Here is a 17,882-nt window from a genome sequence, read left to right as displayed (position 1 = left end):
TGCCTGGCGTGTCAGCGCTTGCGTTTGCCCGAGGGCCGCCCACGACGCGGGGCCGCTTTCTGGGTCCTGGACGGCACGCTCGCCGCCGCCGCGTACGCCCTTTCCCTGCGGGAAGCCGATTCCCGAGAGGAAACTGTCTCGTCGTCGGTGTCGTCGAAGTCCTCCAGCGCGTCGCGCTCGGCCGCCTTGCGGGCCAGGTTCGCCCGTCGCGCGCGGACGCGCTCCGCCTGCTGGCGGAACTTCGGATCCCGCATCTTGAGGTCCACCAGCAGCGGCGTGGCCAGGAACAGCGAGGACAGCACACCGGCCAGCATGCCGGTGAGCTGCACGAGCGCGAGGTCCTGCAACGTGCCCGAGCCGAGCAGGAAGTACCCGACCACGAGCAGCCCGAGCACCGGCAGCAGCGCGATGACCGACGTGTTGATCGAGCGCATCAGGGTCTGGTTGAGCGCCAGGTTCGCGGTCTCGGCGTAGGTCCGCCGCGTCAGCCCGAGCAGGCCGCGGGTGTTCTCCTTGACCTTGTCGAACACCACCACCGTGTCATAGAGCGAGAAGCCCAGGATGGTGAGCAGACCGATCACCGTCGCCGGCGTGACTTCGAAGCCCACCAGCGAGTAGATGCCCGCGGTGACGAGGATGTCGTGCACCAGTGAGATCAGCGCCGCGACGGCCATCCATCGTTCGAAGTAGATCGCCAGGAAGATGGTCACCAGCACGATGAACACGGCGAGCGCGATCAGCGCCTTCTGGGAGATCTCCTGCCCCCACGACGCGCTCACCGCGCTGTCGCTGATCGACTGCACGCTGGGCTGGCCGGTGGACCCGATCGGCTGCAGCTGCTGGAAGAGCGCGTCCTTGACCTTGGCGACCGTGGGCGGGTCCAGCGCCTCGGACCGGATCTGCACGGTGGCGGCGTTGCCGACACCGACCGTCTGGGTCGACGAGGGCTGCCTCCCGGCCGCGTCGGTGAACACCTGGCCGGCGTCACCCGGGGTGATCACGCCGTGGACGCCGTGGCTCGGCAACTGGATCTGCGTCCCGCCCTCGAACTCGATGCCGAGGTTGAAGCCCCGGATGCCGATCGAGGCGAGAGACACCAGCACCAGCACGCCGAAGAAGATGTACCAGCGCTTGCGTTTGCCGACGATGTCGAACGCGCCCGTGCCGACGTAGAGCCGGTGGAAAACGCTGGCCTTCTTTGCATCCTCGGTCATGTCACGCCTCCTTCACGGCCGCGCCCGCGGCTTTCCGGGCGGCACGGCGCTCGGCCGCGACGCTCTGGACGCCACCGAGACCGGTGAGCCTGGGGTTGGACAGCGCCTTGGACGTCGAGGCCATCGCCACCAGCGGATGCGTCACCAGGAACACCACGACCAGGTCGAGCACGGTGGACAGACCGAGGGTGAAGGCGAAGCCCCGCACATCGCCGACCGCGATCGCGTACAGCACCGCCGACGCGAGGAACATGACCGCGTCGGAGGCCAGGATCGTGCGGCGAGCCCGCGCCCAGCCCCGGGGCACCGCGGAGCGGAACGTCCGCCCGCCTTCGCGGATCTCGTCCTTGAGCCGTTCGAAGAACACCACGAAGGAGTCCGCGGTGACACCGATGGCGATGATGAACCCGGCGACCCCGGCCAGGTCCAGGGTGAACCCGATCCACCGGCCGAGCAGCACCAGCATCGCGTACACGAGGAGGCCGGACAGCGCCAGCGACACCACCGTCAGCGCGCCCAGCAGGCGGTAGTAGAACAGGCAGTAGACGAAGACCAGCGCCAGCCCGACACCACCCGCGATCAGCCCGGCCTCCAGCGAAGCCAGGCCGAGGGTGGCGGACACGGTGAGCGCGTCGGACGGGGTGAACGACAGCGGCAGCGAGCCGTACTTGAGGATGTCGGCGAGATCCTTGGTCTGCTGCTGGGTGAACGAGCCGCTGATCTGTGTGTTGCCGTCCACGATCGCGTTCTGGATGGTGGGCGCCGACACGACCTGCGTGTCGAGCACGAACGCGGCGCGCTGCTGGACGTTCTTGGAGGTGAAGTCGGCCCAGATCTGCCGCCCGGCCGACTTGAACGTCAGGTCGACCGTCCAGCCCGGCTTGCTCTGCGCCGGGGGCGACGCGGCGGCGCTGTCGATCTCCGTGCCCTGCAGGAAGACCGGGCCCAGCAGGTACTTCTCGGTGCCCTGCTGATTACAGGCCAGCAGCGGGGCGTTCGGGTCGTCGTTGCCGCGCAGGGGATCCTGGGCGGAACAGGTGAAGGCGGCCAGCGCCTGCTGCTCGGCGGGCGAGGCGGCGAGGCTGTCCCCGGTGCCGGTGACCAGTCCCGGGTCCTGCCGGGTCTTCTTGGCCTGCTGGATCGCGGCGGTGGACTGCTCGTCGGTGGTCGCGGGCGGGGCCGGCGCGGGCGGGGTGGTCACCTGCTGCGCGTCGAGCACCTTGCGGAAGCCCAGCTTGGCCGTCTGGCCGATCTTCTTGGCCTGGTCGCCGTCCGCGCCCGGCACCGTGGTGACGATGTTGTTGCCGTCCAGCAGGACCTCGGTGCCTGCGACCCCGAAGCCGTTGGCCCGGGTCTCGATGATCTGGCGGGCCTGGTTGAGCGACTCCTTCGACGGCGCGGACCCGTCCGGGGTGCGCGCGGTCAGCGTCACGCGCGTGCCGCCCTGCAGGTCGATGCCCAGCTTCGGGGTGGGCTTGCCGCCGCCGGTGAAGAAGACCAGCACGTAGAGCAGGACCACGATGAAGGCGAAAAGGCCGAGATAGCGTCCCGGGCGGAAGCGCCCGGCGGATGGTGCCACGGTCGTCTTTCTCCTCGAAGTGATCTTGCGCTACGACAGGTCCCCCCAGAACACCCGAGACACTACTCGACGTGTTGACAGCACAGCGTTCAGCCCCGGCATCACTGCGCGACGCTAGTCCTTTTCACGACCGTCCGCGGCCGCCGCCGTCCCGGGGTGAACGCGGGCGCCGGTGAAGCGCCCGCCACTTACCCGCTTACTTCTTGCCGTGCTCCAGGGGCGGCGCGATCTGCGGCCCGGCCTTCTCCTCGACCGGCTCCGGCTCCGAAGAGGCCGTCGCCGTGGGCTCCGAAGTCTCCTCGTCCTCGACGGGCTCGTCGGCCTCGATCTCGGGGGCGACCTTCTCCCGCACCGCCGCACGCAGCCACGTGGTCACCACACCGGGCGCGATCTCGATGTCGATGGTCGTCTCGCTGCTGGTGTCGGCCACCGTGCCGTAGAGGCCGGAGGTCGTCATCACGCGGTCGCCCTCGGTCAGGGTCTTCTGCAGCTGCTGCTGCTCCTGCGCGGCCCGCTTCTGCTTGCGGGTACCCATCACCAGCGGGATCGCCACGACGAGCATGAGGAGCAACGGCAGGAAAAGCTGGTTCATGATTCTCCATTCGGCGGGCGCCGTGCCCGCCTCCTCGTCTTTTCCTTCGCGACGCGGGGCCGCGAAGCCGACACCAAGGGCGTTTTCCGGCCCTACTGTAGGTGTCACCGGTCGGCCACCGGGTCCCGCCTCCGGCTTCTGCTCCACCGTCACCGCGCCCGGCCGCACAGCTTCATCGGTCACCGCCGTCGAAGATTGTGCTCTTTCGAGTGTGCCAGGCCCGGCCGGAAACCTCAGCACCCGGTACTCGGTGGGGCAGGCACCCTACGCCGAAAGGCTCAGTCGAACAGGCTCGACTGCTCGGTGCGGCCGTAGTCCGGCGGCGGCCGGAGGCCCAGGTGTTCCCAGGCACCGGCGGTAGCCACCCGGCCCCGGGGCGTGCGCGCCAGCATACCGGCGCGGACCAGGTAGGGCTCACAAACCTCCTCGACGGTGGCCGGCTCTTCACCGACGGCGACGGCGAGGGTGGACACACCCACCGGTCCGCCGCCGAAGGACCGCACCAGCGCGCCCAGCACCGCCCGGTCGAGGCGGTCGAGGCCCAGTTCGTCCACGTCGTAGACCTCGAGGGCCGCGCGCGTCACCTCCCGGGTGATCCGGCCGTCGGCGCGGACCTCGGCGTAGTCCCGTACCCGGCGGAGGAGCCGGTTGGCGATCCGCGGTGTGCCCCGGGACCGGCCGGCGATCTCCGCGCTGCCCTCGGCGTCGATCTCGATGCCGAGGATCATGGCCGCGCGCCGGACCACCCGGTCCAGTTCGTCGTCGGCGTAGAACTCCATCTGCCCGGTGAAGCCGAACCGGTCCCGCAGCGGCCCGGTCAGCGCGCCCGACCGGGTGGTGGCGCCGACCAGCGTGAACGGCGCGATCTCCAGCGGGATGCTGGTGGCGCCGGGGCCCTTGCCGACCACCACGTCGACCCGGAAGTCCTCCATCGCCAGATAGAGCATCTCCTCGGCGGGGCGCGCGATGCGGTGGATCTCGTCGATGAACAGCACGTCGCCCTCGGCCAGGTTCGACAGCATCGCGGCGAGATCCCCGGCGCGCTCCAGCGCGGGCCCGGAGGTGATCCGGATGGCCGCGTCCAGCTCGGCCGCGATGATCATCGCCAGGCTGGTCTTGCCCAGCCCCGGCGGGCCGGACAGGAGCACGTGATCGGGGGGAACCCCGCGGCGCCGGGCGCTCTCCAGCACCAGTTCGAGCTGCTCACGCACGCGGGGCTGGCCCACGAACTCCGCGAGCTTGCGCGGCCGCAGCGTCGTCTCGACCTCGCGCTCACCCTGCTGCGGCAGCGCGGACAAGGTCTCGTCGGCCTCCGAGTCGGCCGCCCCGCTCACTTACGCCCCAGTGCGGACAGCGCCGCGCGAAGCACCGCGGAAGTGTCGGCCGCCTCGCCCGCGGCCAGTACCTTGTCGACCGCCGGTTCCGCCTGGCGGGCGGGAAAACCGAGGCCGGTGAGCGCCTCGACGACCTCGGCGCGAACCGCGCCCGCCGCCACGGGCGCCGCCTGCCGGCCGTCGGGCGCGGCGGCGATCACCTTGTCGCGCAGTTCGAGGCTGAGCCGCTCGGCGCCCTTCCGCCCGATACCGGGAACCTGGGTGAGCACCGTGATGTTGCCTTCCGCGAGCGCGGTGCGCAGCTTGTCCGGATCCAGCACGGCCAGCGCGGCGAGCGCGAGCCGCGGCCCGATCCCGGAGACGGTCTGCAGCAGCCCGAACAACTCGCGCGCGTCCGCGTCGGCGAAGCCGAAGAGGGTCAGCGAATCCTCGCGGACGACCAGCGCCGTGTGCAGCCGCGTCTGCTCGCCTCGGCGCAGCGTGGCCAGCGTGGACGGGGTCGCCTGCACCGCCAGGCCCACGCCTCCGACCTCCACCACCACGTGGTCGAGCCCGACCGACAGCACTTCTCCCCGCACCGACGCGATCACCGTGCCGCTCCTCCTTCCGCGCTCCCCCGGCGCTTCCCTTGCGCGCTTTTGGCGGCCGCCGCCAGCCGCGCCCGATGCGTCTTCGCCAGCTGGGCCGCCCGCTCCTCCGCCTCGGCGAGCCGGGCCCGCATCGGCTCCCGCCACAGGTGGCAGATCGCCAGCGCGAGCGCGTCCGCCGCGTCGGCGGGACTCGGCCGCTCCGCCAGCCCCAGCAACCGGGTCACCATACCGGTGACCTGGGCCTTGTCCGCCCGGCCCGACCCGGTGACGGCCGCCTTCACCTCACTCGGCGTGTGGAACACCACCGGCAGCCCTCGTCTCGCCGCGCCGAGGGCGACCACTCCCCCGGCCTGCGCGGTGCCCATCGCGGTGCGGACATTGTGCTGGCTGAACACGCGCTCCACGGCCACCGCTTCGGGACGATAACGGTCGAGCCATTCCTCCACCGCGTCCGACACCCGCAACAGCCGGTCGGCCAGCGAAGCGTCGACAGGGGTACGCACCACGTCCACGGCGACGCAACGGACCGCGCGGCCCGTGCCCCCGTCCACGACGCCCAGCCCGCACCGCGTCAATCCCGGGTCGACACCGAGGACTCGCACCGGCCCACCTCTCCCGAACCACACCGAACACCAGTTCGGGAGATTACCGGGTGTACCGCGCGCTCGCCGGGAGGACGCGCCGAACGGGACGAGTGTCCACTATGGACCGTCGACGCCGGGGGTCCAGCTCTCCGGCCGCCCGCTTTCGGTGAGCACCGGCTGCCATTCGGCGAAACCCTCGGGAGCGTCGTGGTCCCACGGCCATTTCCCCTCCGGGGTCGCCACGATGATCTGCAGCGCGGGAAAATCCCCTTCGGGATAGACCAGAAACGCGCTGCCGAGGAACTCGGTGTAGTAGCCGCGGGCGACCCGTTCGAAGGTCACCGGCACGCCTTCGAAGAAATCGTCGTAGATCCGGCCGGGGACGAACGCCTCGCCGGTGGCCGCACGATCGACATAGGCGTCGAGCAGAACCGGCGCCATGTGCTCGGGAAGACCGATCACGACCGCTTCCGGGATCTGGTGCAGTGCCCACCCGCACGCGGTGAAGCAGTAGCCGGATCCCTTGTCGTCACGGGGAACCTGAATGACCGCGTTGCCTCGCCGCTCCGCCTCGGCGACGATCCACTCGAGCAACTCCTGATCTTCGGGTGCCAGGGTCTCGGTCTTCATGGCGGGCATTCTGCCGGATCGGCCCCGTCTGGCCCAGACCGGTCGGCGAAAAAGTCCCGGCGTGGACGCACGCCGGGACTTTCGTGGTGGGAGGATGTCCCGCCACGCTGAAAGGAACGGCTCAGCCGACTTCCGCCAGAACCTCATCGGGAACATCGAAGTTGGCGTAGACATTCTGGACATCGTCGCAGTCTTCGAGCGCGTCGATCAGCTTGAAGACCTTCTTCGCCCCGTCGGCGTCCAGCGGGACGTTGACCGAGGGCAGGAAGCTCGCCTCAGCCGACTCGTAGTCGTACCCGGCCTCCTGCAGCGCCTTCCGCACCTCGACCAGATCACCGGCCTCGGACACGATCTCGAAGTTCTCCCCGAGATCGTTGACCTCCTCGGCGCCGGCGTCGAGCACGGCCATCAGGACGTCGTCCTCGGCCAGCCCGTTCTTGGGCATGATCACCACGCCCTTGCGGTTGAACAGGTAGGACACCGAACCCGGGTCCGCGAGCGAGCCGCCGTTGCGGGTCAGCGCGGTGCGCACCTCCGAAGCGGCGCGGTTGCGGTTGTCGGTCAGGCACTCGATCAGCACGGCGACCCCGTTGGGGCCGTAACCCTCGTAGTTGATCGTCTGCCAGTCCGCGCCGCCCGCCTCTTCACCGCCACCGCGTTTGCGCGCGCGCTCGATGTTGTCCTGCGGTACCGAGTTCTTCTTGGCCTTCTGGATCGCGTCGTACAGCGTCGGATTGCCATCCGGGTCGCCCCCGCCGGTCCGCGCGGCGACCTCGATGTTCTTGATCAGTCTCGCGAACAGCTTGCCACGCTTGGCGTCGAGGGCGGCCTTCTTGTGCTTCGTAGTTGCCCACTTGGAGTGGCCGCTCATCTCTCTTCCGACCCTTCGTCTCTAACGGGAGGCTTCGTGGTGACCACTGTGTGGTGGCCGCACGGCTCTCCTTGTCCGTCTTCGTCTCTTCTACGTCCCCCGCACCATGCCGACGAACAGCCGGTGCACGCGCTCGTCCCCGGTGAGCTCCGGATGGAACGCGGTGGCCAGCACCGCGCCCTGCCGGACCGCGACGATCCTATCGGCTGCCTCACCCGCCTCCGGGATGTCCGGGATCCGAGCCAGTATCTCGACCCCGTCACCGGCCTTCTCCACCCAGGGGGCGCGGATGAACACCGCGTGGAGCCGGCCGGCACCGGTGAAGTCGAGAACGCCCTCGAACGAGTCGACCTGCCTGCCGAAGGCGTTGCGCCGCACCACGACGTCGAGCCCGTCGAGCTGGCGCTGATCGGCCCTGCCGTCCAGCACCTGCCGGGCCAGCAGGATCATCCCGGCACAGGAACCGTAGGCGGGCATGCCCTCGGCGATGCGCTCACGCAGCGGTTCCAGCAGCTCGAAGGTGCCGAGCAGGTGCGACATGGTGGTCGACTCGCCGCCCGGCAGCACCAGGCCGTCGACACGGGCCAGCTCCGCCTGCCGCCGCACGGGGACGGCCTTCGCGCCCGCGCGTTCCAGCATCGCGACGTGCTGAGCCACGTCACCCTGCAGGGCGAGCACTCCGATGACCGGCGTCCCTACCACCTGACCTCCTCATCGACCACTCTAAGGACTCACACCGCGCGAGCGCCGCACGGGCTCCCGGGGCACCACGAAAGAGAGGAAGGCGGCTTACCGGGTAAGCCGCCTTCCTCCGAGAAGCCATGAGCGCGGGGACGCGCCCGGGTCACCAGCCGCGTTCGGCCAGACGGTGCGGCTCGGGCACGTCGTCGACGTTTATGCCGACCATCGCCTGTCCCAGTCCACGGGAGACCTTCGCGAGCACGTCCGGGTCGTCGTGGAAGGTGGTGGCCTTGACGATCGCCTCGGCCCGCTTGGCCGGGTCGCCGGACTTGAAGATCCCCGACCCGACGAACACGCCCTCGGCACCGAGCTGCATCATCATCGCGGCGTCGGCCGGCGTCGCGATCCCGCCCGCGGTGAACAGCACCACCGGCAGCCTGCCGCGCTCGGCCACCTCCTTGACCAGCTCGTACGGAGCCTGCAGCTCCTTCGCCGCGACGTAGAGTTCGTCCTCGGGCAGCGACGAGAGCCGCTTGATCTCGGCGCGGATCTTCCGCATGTGGGTGGTCGCGTTGGAGACGTCACCGGTACCGGCCTCGCCCTTGGAGCGGATCATCGCCGCGCCCTCGGCGATCCGGCGCAGCGCCTCCCCGAGGTTCGTCGCCCCGCACACGAACGGCACGGTGAACGCCCACTTGTCGATGTGGTGGGCGTAGTCCGCCGGGGTGAGCACCTCGGACTCGTCGACGTAGTCGACGCCGAGCGCCTGGAGGATCCGCGCCTCGACGAAGTGGCCGATCCGGGCCTTGGCCATCACCGGGATGGACACCGCCTCGATGATGCCCTCGACCAGGTCGGGATCACTCATCCTGGCCACCCCGCCCTGCGCCCGGATGTCGGCGGGCACGCGCTCCAGCGCCATCACCGCGACGGCCCCGGCGTCTTCGGCGATCTTCGCCTGATCGGGGGTGACGACGTCCATGATGACGCCGCCTTTGAGCATCTCCGCCATGCCTCGCTTGACACGCGCGGTACCCCGTTCGGGCTGGGCGGAAGCAGGAGTCTCGACTTCGGGCATACCACGATTCTAGGCTCGGGTGGACCGCTTCCCCAGTCCAGTATGGCGCTATCTCAGCAGGCCACTTTCCCGCCTGGACCTTCCGGAGGTGAACGCGGGGTTGCCGGGCCGGGTCCAACGGGTGTGTGATCGAAGGCACACCCAAAGCAAACGCAGACACCGACGTCCCGGGAGGCCTCACCATGGCCGACAAGCAATCCAGAAACGGTGATTCCGGGGCCGCGGTCGCTGTGGACGACCCGCGCAACGTGCGCAACGTCGTCCTCGTGGGGCCGTCCGGTTCCGGCAAGACCACTCTGACCGAGGCCCTGCTCGCGGTGTCCGGCACCGTGTCGCGGGCCGGTTCCGTGGTGGAGGGCACCACGGTCTGTGACCACGATCCGGCGGCGGTCCGCCAGCAGCGGTCGGTCGGCCTGGCCGTCGCGCCCGTGGTGCACGACGGCACCAAGATCAACCTCATCGACACCCCCGGTTACGCGGATTTCGTCGGCGAGTTGCGCGCGGGGCTGCGCGCCGCCGACGCGGCCTTGTTCGTGGTGTCCGCGGCCGAAGGCGTGGACGCCGCCACCGTCGCGCTGTGGGAAGAGTGCGACGCGGTCGGCATGCCGAGGGCGGTGGTGATCTCCCGGCTCGACCATCACCGCGCCGACGCGACGGCCGAGATCGCGGCGTGCCAGGAGGCTTTCGGCGCCGGCGTGCTGCCGCTGTACCTGCCGGCGAGCGGGGACGGGCCTGGTCTGATCGGCCTGATCACGCAACGGCTTTTCGACTATTCGGGCGGATACCCGCCGGTCATCGGCGAACCCGGGGCAGGCGATCTCGAACGGATGACCGAGGCGCGCAACGAACTGATCGAGGGGATCATCGCCGAAAGCGAGGACGAGACCCTGATGGACCGGTACCTCGCCGGAGAGGAGATCGCCGAGTCGACGCTGATTTCGGACCTGGAAACCGCCGTGGCGCGCGGCGCGTTCCATCCGGTCGTCCCGGTGTGCGCCACCACCGGCGTCGGCCTCGCCGAACTGCTGGACGGAATGGTGCGCGCCTTCCCTTCCCCGCTGGAACATCCGGTCCCGCCGGTCAGCTCGATCGACGGTTCGCAGCGCATCGAACTGCGGGCCGATCCCGGCGGCCCGCTCGCCGCCGAGGTGGTGCGCACCGCGGTGGACTCCTACGTCGGGCGGGTTTCGCTGGTCCGGGTGTTCTCCGGGACTCTGCGCCCGGAACGCCCCGTGCACGTGTCCGGGCACGGGCTCGCCGAGCGCGGCCACGAAGATCACGACGCCGACGAGCGCGTCGCGCACCTGTACTCGCCCCTCGGCGCCACCCTGCGCGAAGTGCCCTACTGCGTGGCCGGGGACCTCTGCGCGCTGACCAAGGTCGGCTCGGCGGAAACCGGCGACACCGTGTCCGCCCCCGAACATCCGCTGCTGATGAGGCCGTGGACGATGCCCGAGCCCCTGTTGCCGGTCGCGATCGTCGCGCACAACCGCAGTGACGAGGATGCCTTGGCGCGCAATCTTTCCCGGCTCGTGGCCGGGGACCCCACCCTACGGCTGGAACGCAACGCGGAGACCGCGCAGCTCGTGTTGTGGTGCATGGGCGAGGCGCACGCCGACGTGGTGCTGTCCCGGTTGCGCGCGGGCGGCGCCGAAGTGGACACCGAACCGGTCAAGATCAGTCTGCGGGAGACCTTCACCGCCCCCGCGAAGGGACACGGAAGGCACGTCAAACAGTCCGGCGGGCACGGTCAGTACGCGGTGTGCGACATCGAAGTGGAGCCGCTGGAACGCGGCGCCGGTTTCGAGTTCGTGGACCGGGTCGTCGGCGGGGCTGTTCCGCACCAGTTCATCCCCAGCGTGGAAAAGGGCGTGCGGGCCCAGCTTCAACGGGGACTCGCGGCAGGCCACCCGGTGGTCGACATCCGCGTCACGCTGGTGGACGGCAAGTCCCACAGCGTCGATTCCTCGGACGCCGCGTTCCAGACCGCCGGCGCGCTCGCGCTGAAGGACGCCGCCGCCAACGGGCGGATGACGCTGCTCGAACCGCTGGACGAAGTCGAGGTGAGCCTGCCCGACGACCACCTGGGCACCGTCCTCGGCGACCTGTCGTCCCGGCGGGGCCGGGTGCTGGGCACCGAATCGTCGGGTGGCGGCCGGACGGTGATCCGGGCCGAAGTGCCCGCGACCGAGTTGCTGCGCTATGCGACCGACCTCCGTTCACTGACCTCGGGCACCGCGACCTTCACCCGTCACCACGCCCGGTTCGACCCCCTCCCGCAGGCCCTCGCGCCGTCGTGACGGGAATCGTGCTCCCGGTGGCAGACTCGACCTATGACAACCGAGCATGACCCGACCTGCGCGGTCGCCCACGGCGAAGGCGAGATCCGGCACCAGGCCACCGGACTGACGCTGGTGGCGGTCTTCGCCTCGCCGGTGGCCGGTTTCCTGCTCAGTTTCGGGCGCGGCCTGGGTTACCGCACCGTGCTGTACGAGCCGGATACGGCCCGCGCCGGCGCGGTGGCCGACGCCGATCTCGGAGTGACCAGTGAGCTGCCGGAACTCGACGGAACCACCGAAGTGGTGGTGACCGACCACCACCGGCCGGAGCTCGGCCCGGCACTGCGGGACGTCCTGGCCTACCCGGTCCGGTGGGTCGGCCTGATGGGCAACCCGCGCGTGCCCGGACCGCACATCGAGGCGCTGAAGGAACTGAACGTCAGCGCCGACGACATCGCCCGGGTGCACCGGCCCGTCGGGCTGAACATCGGATCCCGCACCCCGCCGGAGATCGCGCTGGCGACGCTCGCTGGTCTCCTGGCCGACCGCACGGGCCGGCCAGGCGGCTTCGAGTTCTGAGCCGGCTACCGAATCGGCCCGGCGGCACGAAGATCAGAACGCCATCGCCTCACCCCGCCACCGTGTCCGTGCCGCCAGGTGCGGCGGCGTCGAGCAGGATCCGCGCCAGTTCATGAGGCCGCGAGAACATCGGCCAGTGACCGGTGTTCATCGTGACCAGCCGCCAACGCTCGCCGGTCAGCAACTCCGCCACGGTCGCGCCGGGATCGTCGCCATCGAGGAGGCACTTGACGTAGGTCGCCGGGAGCTCGGCGAGCGGCCGTGTCAGCACAGCGGGCTCGGTCAGGCTCGCACCGGGATGCGGTGTCGAGTCGCGCACGATCCTTTTGATCTGCTCGTCCGTGAGCCCCTGGCCTTCGAACTCCCCCGGCGGCCACGGCGGCCAGAACCCACCGTGTGCGCTGATCTCGGCGGCTTCGGCAGGCCCGGCGAACGCCTCACCGTCGACCGGGACGTTGGCATCGACGAACACGACGTGGGCGAGCCGATCGCCGATCCGCCCGGCGGCCTGGCCGACCGGGATGCCCGAGTAACTGTGCCCGACCAGAACCACCTCGCGCAGGTCGCCGCGCTCGACCTCGCCGACGATGTCCTGGACGTGAGTCCGCTGCCCGGCGGGCATGCCTTTCTTCTCCGCGAGACCGGACAGCGTCACCGGATGCGCGCCGTGGCCGGCGGCGCGCAGTACCGGCACCACGTCCTCCCAGGCCCATGCGCCGAGCCAGGCGCCCGGGACCAGTACGAATTCCGACATGAACGCACCGTAGCGCGGGCGTACGACAATTCCGGCCCGGTCCGCGACTGCTCTCGGACCACCGAGTGCTAGGCGTCGGCGAGCAACTGGAGCAACGTGCGTTCGAAGGCTTGCGGGTCGACCGGCGACTCGGTGGCGACGAGTGCGGCGAAACCGATGAGCGCCGCCAGCAGAACCTCCGCCAACGCGGATTCGTCGCGGTGCCCCGCGGTGCGCTTGCGGCGGGTCGCCCGCAAACGACCGGCGAGTTGATCGACCAGCGCGCCATGCCGCTCCCGGACCTTGGCCGCGAAACCCGGATTCACCGCGGCGTCGCCCCAGATCTGCGCGGTCAGCCGGGCTTGGGAGGTGCCTGCCGGTGTGCCGGGCGCGACATAGCAGAGCAAGCGGCTCAACAGTTCGCCCGGACTTTCGCTGTCGTCGTACGAGCCGTCGACAGTGCCGTCCCGGCCTTCGACCACTGCCATCACGAGATCGGTCTTGCTCGGAAAGTAGCGGTACAGCGCCCCGATCGACAGGCCGGTGGCGCTGACCAGATCGGACATCGACGTGCCGGCGAAGCCCTGCTTGGCGAAGAGAGCACGGGCGGCATGCAGGATTTCCTGCCGCCGTGACTCCCGGTACTCCGGGCTGACCTTCGGCAACCGCCCTCCGCTCTCCTCGTCACACCTCGCTTCGGCGCTCCGTGATGAGCACTACCGTACGGTACGGCCGCTTCGGGAGATCAGTTGCCGCAGCACCTCGTCCGGCGAGTTCAGCGACGCCAGCTCGGTCGCGACCGCCGCCGCGGATTCCCGGTATTTCGGGTCCTTGACCAGGTCACCGGCCGCCGTGCCCGCCTCGGTCGCGTCCTCGACGACGATCGCCGCGCCGGCACCGGCGGCTCTCGCGGCGTTCCACGGTTGGTCGGCGTGGAACGGACGGATCACCATCGGCAGACTCCGGGACAGCGCCGCGAGAACGGTCCCGGTTCCCCCGGCGGTGACGACGACATCGACCGACGGCAACAGCGTTGCCAGCGGGACGAAACCGACCGGGTGCACGTGCCGGCGATCGACTTCCGGGGAGAGGGCCAGAGCTTCGGCTTCCGCTGTCACGATCACGGTGAACCCGGCCGCCGCCACCGAAGAGACCATTTTGGACAGTTCATCGTCATCACTCACGGTGGTACCCACGGTGACGAGCGCGCTGGGGCGTTCGGAACGGGGCAGTGACGGGGCCTCCCGCCCCATGCCATGTTCGTTGGCCGTGGGACGCAGCGTTATCCGGTCCTCGGCGGTGCGCTCCGCGGGGTCCCTCAGAAGATCGGGGTAGGGGTCGACGAACCCGATCGGCGGCACCGGAACCAGCGACCGTTTTTCGTACTCCGAAGCCACCCGTTGCCCCATCGCCCGCACCAGCTCATCGGGAACCGGGCCGGAGATTCCGTGCGCGGCCCACGGCACACCCAAGGCCGAAGCCACGACCGGACCGGCGTAGTCGAACGCTTCGCACACCATCAGGTCGGGATCGAAGGAGCGGGCCTGCCGGAGGGATTCGTCGAGAGCGAGCTCCACGCGGATCCCGGCGAACATCTCGACCGCCGCGGGACCCGGCTGGGCGGGATCGGACCCGGTGAGCCGGATGGTTTCCGCTATGACGTGCTCGACGGTGGGGCCGGCCGGGAACACCGGTAGCGGAGCGACCAACGGAGCCATCTCCGCCGCCGTCAGAACGGCCGTCTCGTGCCCGGCGGCACGGGCGGCGTCCGCGACCGGCAACATCGGCAGAACATGGCCGGGCGTAGGGGTTCCGCTGAAAAGGATGCGCACATTGACCTCGGTTGCTGGGTTGCGTCGGAAACGCGGCACCCGCCTCCCGGTACCGCGTCGATCGACCGCAGCCTATAAGAAAACGAACCCTCCCTCTCTTTCGGGTGGGCAATGGTCCAGTCCAGATCGTCCCGCGTGACCTACAGATCGGGTTCGGCGATCTCGAAGTACTCCGGCCGGGGCGCGGTCCCGGCAAGGCGGAAGTAGCGGACTTTCCGGCGTTGCCGCAAGGTAAGAGTGTCGCGCACGGCATCGTTGTGGACTCGGCGCGCGATCACCACGCGCTGCTCGGCATCGGCGAGTTCGTCGGCGAGCCGGGATGGGAGCGCTCGGCGATCGATCGCCGTGAGCACCCGGGTCAGTTCGTTCTCGGCCGCTTCCCGTTCCTGCCGTGGCGCCTTTTCCGCCGCGTCCGCCGCCTGGTGCAGGCATGCCGCCTGGTCGTGGTCGAGGGCCGCGGCGGCCACCGCCCGGGCGACCACCGCCCGTCGCGCCAGCGCCGCGTCGAGCGCGGCCCAGCCCGCGTCCAGGCGGACGTGGAGGCGGTCCAGCCGGTTCGCGGTGGCGAGCAGGAACAATCCGCCGAGCACGACCACCGCCGCCACCGTGGCGGCGAGGTAGACGAACCAGTTCATCGCCCGGCCCGTTCTTCGACGGCGGCACCGACCCGCCGGGGGTCGGCGGCGACCGCCGTTTCGTAGACCCGCAGCACCTGGGTCACCACGACCTGCCAGTCGTAGATCGCCACCCGCTCGGCGGCCGCGGCGGCCAGCGACGCACGTTTCACCGGGTCTGAAAGCACCTCGCCGAGCGCGCCGGCGAGCGCCGCCGCGTCGCCCGGCGCGGCCAGCAGACCGGCCTTGCCGTCGTCCAGCACCCGCCGGAAGGAGTCGAGCCCGCTGGCCACCACCGCCGTGGCGGCCGCCATCGCCTCGGTGAGGATCATGCCGAAGCTCTCGCCACCGGTGTTCGGCGCGCAGTAGACGTCGACGCTGCGAAGCACGCGAGCCTTCGTTTCGTCGTCCACCTGGCCGAGAAGTTCGATGTGCGGGGCGAGCGCGGACCCGGCCATGCGGTGCAGGTCATCCGCATCCCCGCGACCGACCACCACCAGCCGCAGGCCGGGAAACCGGGGCAACAGCCGGCGGCAGGCATCCAGCAGCACCGGCATTCCCTTGCGGGGCTCGGTGAACCGGCCGACGAAGCCGATGGTGCCGCCCTCCCGCGGATAGCCCTCCAGCGGCACGGCTCGCGAGAAGAACGCGACGTCCACGCCGTTCGGGATCTCGACGGCATCGCCGCCCGCGTGCTCGACCTGGACCCTTCGCGCGAGCGCGGACACCGCGATCCGTGCGGTGATCTTCTCCTGCAAGGGACGCAGCACCGGCTGGAACGCCGACAGCGTGCGCGATCGCGGGGTCGAGGTGTGGAAGGTGGCCACGATCGGACCCTCCGCGACCTTCAGCGCGAGCAGCGACAGACTGGGCGCGGCGGGCTCGTGCAGGTGCAGCACGTCGAAATTGCCTTCCCGCAACCACCGTCGCACCCGCGCATAGGACACCGGGCCGAACTGGAGCCGGGCCACCGAGCCGTTGTACGGGATGCCGAGCGCTTTTCCGGCCGGCCGGACGAATTCCGGCATGCCGTCGTCCTCGTCCCCGGGCGCCAGCACCGACACCTCGTGTCCCCGCGCCAGCAACGCCTTCGCCAGATCGACGACGTGGCCCTGCACACCGCCGGGCACGTCGAACGAGTACGGGCAGACGATCCCGATCTTCACGCGGCGTCCTCGAAATCGGCGGTCCACAGCTTCTGCATCATGTGCCAGTCCGCCGGGTGCGCGGCGATGTCCCCGGCGAAGATGTCCGCCAGCGCCTGCATGGCGGCGGGCACCTCCTCGCGGGAGTTGACCCTGATCGGCGGGTGGATCCGGATGGCCCAGCCGCCCTCGGTGAACCACGATCCGACCGGGAGCAGCGCCGCGCCGGTGACCGCCGACAGCCGCGCCGCGCCGCCGGGCATCGTGGTCTGGTGACCGAAGAACATGACCGGGACACCGTTGCGGTTGAGGTCGCGGTCACCGACGAGGCAGAGCACCTTGTTCTCCCGCAGCCGTTGCAGCAGAAGCCGGAAAGAGCCCGTGCCACGGCTCGCCGGAACGATTTCGAACCCCAGCGATTCGCGGAAGGCCACGAACCGCTGGTACACCGACTCGGGCTTGAGGCGCTCGACCACCGTGGTGAACGAGCCCGCGTAGTCGACCATCCAGAGCCCCGCCGCGTCCCAGTTGCCCGAGTGCGGCAGCACCATCACCGCCCCGTTGCCCTCCTCGAGCGCGGCGTCGAGGTACTCCACGCCGCTGATCCGCTCGGCGACGTTCTTCCGGATCACGGCGTGGTCCATCGCGGGGAGCCGGAACATTTCCTGCCAGTAGCGCGCGTACGACCTCATCGCGAGGCGGGTCAGCTCGTCGAGCTCCGTCTCGCCGGCCTGCGGGACGACGCGCGAGAGGTTGCGGCGCAACTGCCGTACGCCCGGCCCGGCCCGGCGCGCGGCGAAGTCCGCGCCCAGCGAGAACACGGCGGTGGCCAGGCCTTCGGGTACTCGCCGCACCAGCTGCCAACCCGCCGCGTACCCGAGTTCACTCATGCTCCGGCCGAAACCACTCACGCGGCCTCCCGTGCGGATGCGGCGACGGCGATCATCCGCTGTGCCAGCGTGATCGCCGACAGCACCGCGAGCAGCCACAGGGAGGCTTCGACGGCGTAGGGAACGCCGAAACCCTGCAGCCCGGTACCGGTCAGCCCGATGATCAAGCGCTCGGCCCGCTCGATCAGGCCCCCGTCGGCCTGCAGGCCCGACGCCTCGGCGCGGGCCTTGACATAGGAGATCACCTGGCCCAGCACGAGGGAGATCAGCGCGGCCGCGGCGGCCCGGAGGTCACCGGCGGAGACGAAGCACCACCAGGCGATCGCCGCGAACACGGCACCGTCGACCAGCCGGTCACAACTGGCGTCCAGTACCGCGCCGAAGGCGGTCCCGTACCCGCGCGCCCGGGCCATCGCCCCATCGAGCAGATCGAGCATCGCGAAGCCCCACACCGTGAAGGTGCCGGCGAGCAGCATCCCGGCCGGGAAGAACACCACGGCACACACGATCGCCCCGGCCGTACCGATCACGGTCATCGCGTTCGGCGTCAGCCCGGCGCGCACCAGCGCGTGACCGAGCGGGTCGAGAAGACGGGAGACGGATTCGCGCGCGAAGATGTTCAGCATCAGATCTGCTCGGAGCTGTCGGGCATGGAGG

19 protein-coding genes are annotated in these 17,882 nt (G+C 70.2%); 2 read left to right on the top strand and 17 right to left on the bottom strand.

Features of this window, described 5'->3' with window-relative positions; translation table 11 throughout:
* Positions 1 to 11 precede the first annotated feature (11 nt).
* The 10 genes from secF to pdxS all read right to left on the bottom strand — a co-directional run bounded on the left by secF (position 12) and on the right by pdxS (position 9,153).
* Positions 12 to 1,214: a protein translocase subunit SecF gene (gene secF / locus ACFSXZ_RS10290; protein WP_378263754.1), complete on the bottom strand. Its 1,203-nt coding sequence runs from the start codon at positions 1,212 to 1,214 to the stop codon at positions 12 to 14.
* 1 nt (position 1,215) lies between these two features.
* Positions 1,216 to 2,793: a protein translocase subunit SecD gene (gene secD / locus ACFSXZ_RS10285; RefSeq protein ID WP_378263752.1), complete on the bottom strand. Its 1,578-nt coding sequence runs from the start codon at positions 2,791 to 2,793 to the stop codon at positions 1,216 to 1,218.
* Positions 2,794 to 2,989: 196 nt separating this feature from the next.
* Positions 2,990 to 3,385: a preprotein translocase subunit YajC gene (gene yajC, locus ACFSXZ_RS10280; RefSeq protein ID WP_378264766.1), complete on the bottom strand. Its 396-nt coding sequence runs from the start codon at positions 3,383 to 3,385 to the stop codon at positions 2,990 to 2,992.
* A 278-nt stretch (positions 3,386 to 3,663) separates the two neighbouring features.
* Positions 3,664 to 4,719, bottom strand: a complete 1,056-nt coding sequence (gene ruvB, locus ACFSXZ_RS10275) for a Holliday junction branch migration DNA helicase RuvB (RefSeq protein ID WP_378263750.1) — start codon at positions 4,717 to 4,719, stop codon at positions 3,664 to 3,666.
* On the bottom strand, positions 4,716 to 5,309 hold the full coding sequence (gene ruvA / locus ACFSXZ_RS10270) for a Holliday junction branch migration protein RuvA (protein ID WP_378263748.1): 594 nt from the start codon (positions 5,307 to 5,309) through the stop codon (positions 4,716 to 4,718). Before ruvA ends, ruvB begins: the two co-directional genes overlap by 4 nt.
* Positions 5,306 to 5,911 carry a crossover junction endodeoxyribonuclease RuvC gene (gene ruvC / locus ACFSXZ_RS10265; RefSeq protein WP_378263746.1) on the bottom strand — a complete coding sequence of 202 codons (606 nt, stop codon included), beginning with the start codon at positions 5,909 to 5,911 and terminating at the stop codon, positions 5,306 to 5,308. Before ruvC ends, ruvA begins: the two co-directional genes overlap by 4 nt.
* A gap of 99 nt (positions 5,912 to 6,010) precedes the next feature.
* The gene (locus ACFSXZ_RS10260; protein WP_378263744.1) at positions 6,011 to 6,532 is read right to left on the bottom strand and encodes a DUF4262 domain-containing protein; all 522 of its coding nucleotides are present in this window, start codon (positions 6,530 to 6,532) and stop codon (positions 6,011 to 6,013) included.
* Between the two features lie 112 nt (positions 6,533 to 6,644).
* Positions 6,645 to 7,394, bottom strand: coding sequence for a YebC/PmpR family DNA-binding transcriptional regulator (locus ACFSXZ_RS10255; protein WP_378263742.1), 750 nt, complete (start codon positions 7,392 to 7,394; stop codon positions 6,645 to 6,647).
* A 90-nt stretch (positions 7,395 to 7,484) separates the two neighbouring features.
* The gene (gene pdxT, locus ACFSXZ_RS10250) at positions 7,485 to 8,096 is read right to left on the bottom strand and encodes a pyridoxal 5'-phosphate synthase glutaminase subunit PdxT (protein WP_378263740.1); all 612 of its coding nucleotides are present in this window, start codon (positions 8,094 to 8,096) and stop codon (positions 7,485 to 7,487) included.
* 142 nt (positions 8,097 to 8,238) lie between these two features.
* Positions 8,239 to 9,153 carry a pyridoxal 5'-phosphate synthase lyase subunit PdxS gene (gene pdxS, locus ACFSXZ_RS10245; protein WP_378263737.1) on the bottom strand — a complete coding sequence of 305 codons (915 nt, stop codon included), beginning with the start codon at positions 9,151 to 9,153 and terminating at the stop codon, positions 8,239 to 8,241.
* Positions 9,154 to 9,335: 182 nt separating this feature from the next.
* Here pdxS and ACFSXZ_RS10240 point away from each other — a divergent pair, with 182 nt between their 5' ends.
* Together ACFSXZ_RS10240 and ACFSXZ_RS10235 are read left to right on the top strand one after the other, a co-directional pair.
* Complete coding sequence (locus ACFSXZ_RS10240; RefSeq protein ID WP_378263735.1) at positions 9,336 to 11,453, top strand: elongation factor G-like protein EF-G2; 2,118 nt, start codon at positions 9,336 to 9,338, stop codon at positions 11,451 to 11,453.
* A gap of 33 nt (positions 11,454 to 11,486) precedes the next feature.
* On the top strand, positions 11,487 to 12,011 hold the full coding sequence (locus ACFSXZ_RS10235; protein ID WP_378263733.1) for an XdhC family protein: 525 nt from the start codon (positions 11,487 to 11,489) through the stop codon (positions 12,009 to 12,011).
* Between the two features lie 49 nt (positions 12,012 to 12,060).
* Here the strand turns inward: ACFSXZ_RS10235 and ACFSXZ_RS10230 are convergent, their stop codons facing one another.
* From ACFSXZ_RS10230 to pgsA, 7 genes are all read right to left on the bottom strand, one after another.
* On the bottom strand, positions 12,061 to 12,765 hold the full coding sequence (locus ACFSXZ_RS10230; RefSeq protein WP_378263731.1) for an alpha/beta fold hydrolase: 705 nt from the start codon (positions 12,763 to 12,765) through the stop codon (positions 12,061 to 12,063).
* A 68-nt stretch (positions 12,766 to 12,833) separates the two neighbouring features.
* Entirely contained in the window at positions 12,834 to 13,409 is a 576-nt protein-coding gene (locus ACFSXZ_RS10225) for a TetR/AcrR family transcriptional regulator (RefSeq protein ID WP_378263729.1), read from the bottom strand.
* A gap of 51 nt (positions 13,410 to 13,460) precedes the next feature.
* The gene (locus ACFSXZ_RS10220; protein ID WP_378263726.1) at positions 13,461 to 14,528 is read right to left on the bottom strand and encodes a glycosyltransferase; all 1,068 of its coding nucleotides are present in this window, start codon (positions 14,526 to 14,528) and stop codon (positions 13,461 to 13,463) included.
* A 188-nt stretch (positions 14,529 to 14,716) separates the two neighbouring features.
* The gene (locus ACFSXZ_RS10215) at positions 14,717 to 15,211 is read right to left on the bottom strand and encodes an NUDIX hydrolase (RefSeq protein ID WP_378263724.1); all 495 of its coding nucleotides are present in this window, start codon (positions 15,209 to 15,211) and stop codon (positions 14,717 to 14,719) included.
* On the bottom strand, positions 15,208 to 16,356 hold the full coding sequence (locus ACFSXZ_RS10210; protein ID WP_378263722.1) for a glycosyltransferase family 4 protein: 1,149 nt from the start codon (positions 16,354 to 16,356) through the stop codon (positions 15,208 to 15,210). Before ACFSXZ_RS10210 ends, ACFSXZ_RS10215 begins: the two co-directional genes overlap by 4 nt.
* Positions 16,353 to 17,246: a phosphatidylinositol mannoside acyltransferase gene (locus ACFSXZ_RS10205; protein ID WP_378263720.1), complete on the bottom strand. Its 894-nt coding sequence runs from the start codon at positions 17,244 to 17,246 to the stop codon at positions 16,353 to 16,355. The genes ACFSXZ_RS10210 and ACFSXZ_RS10205 overlap by 4 nt, the downstream gene beginning before the upstream one ends.
* The gene (gene pgsA, locus ACFSXZ_RS10200) at positions 17,243 to 17,851 is read right to left on the bottom strand and encodes a phosphatidylinositol phosphate synthase (protein WP_378263718.1); all 609 of its coding nucleotides are present in this window, start codon (positions 17,849 to 17,851) and stop codon (positions 17,243 to 17,245) included. Before pgsA ends, ACFSXZ_RS10205 begins: the two co-directional genes overlap by 4 nt.
* Between the last annotated feature and the right edge of the window lie 31 nt (positions 17,852 to 17,882).

It is taken from the genome of Amycolatopsis pigmentata (assembly GCF_042684065.1).
Lineage (GTDB): Bacteria > Actinomycetota > Actinomycetes > Mycobacteriales > Pseudonocardiaceae > Amycolatopsis_E > Amycolatopsis_E pigmentata.
This window is presented reverse-complemented; position numbering and strand designations above follow the sequence as displayed.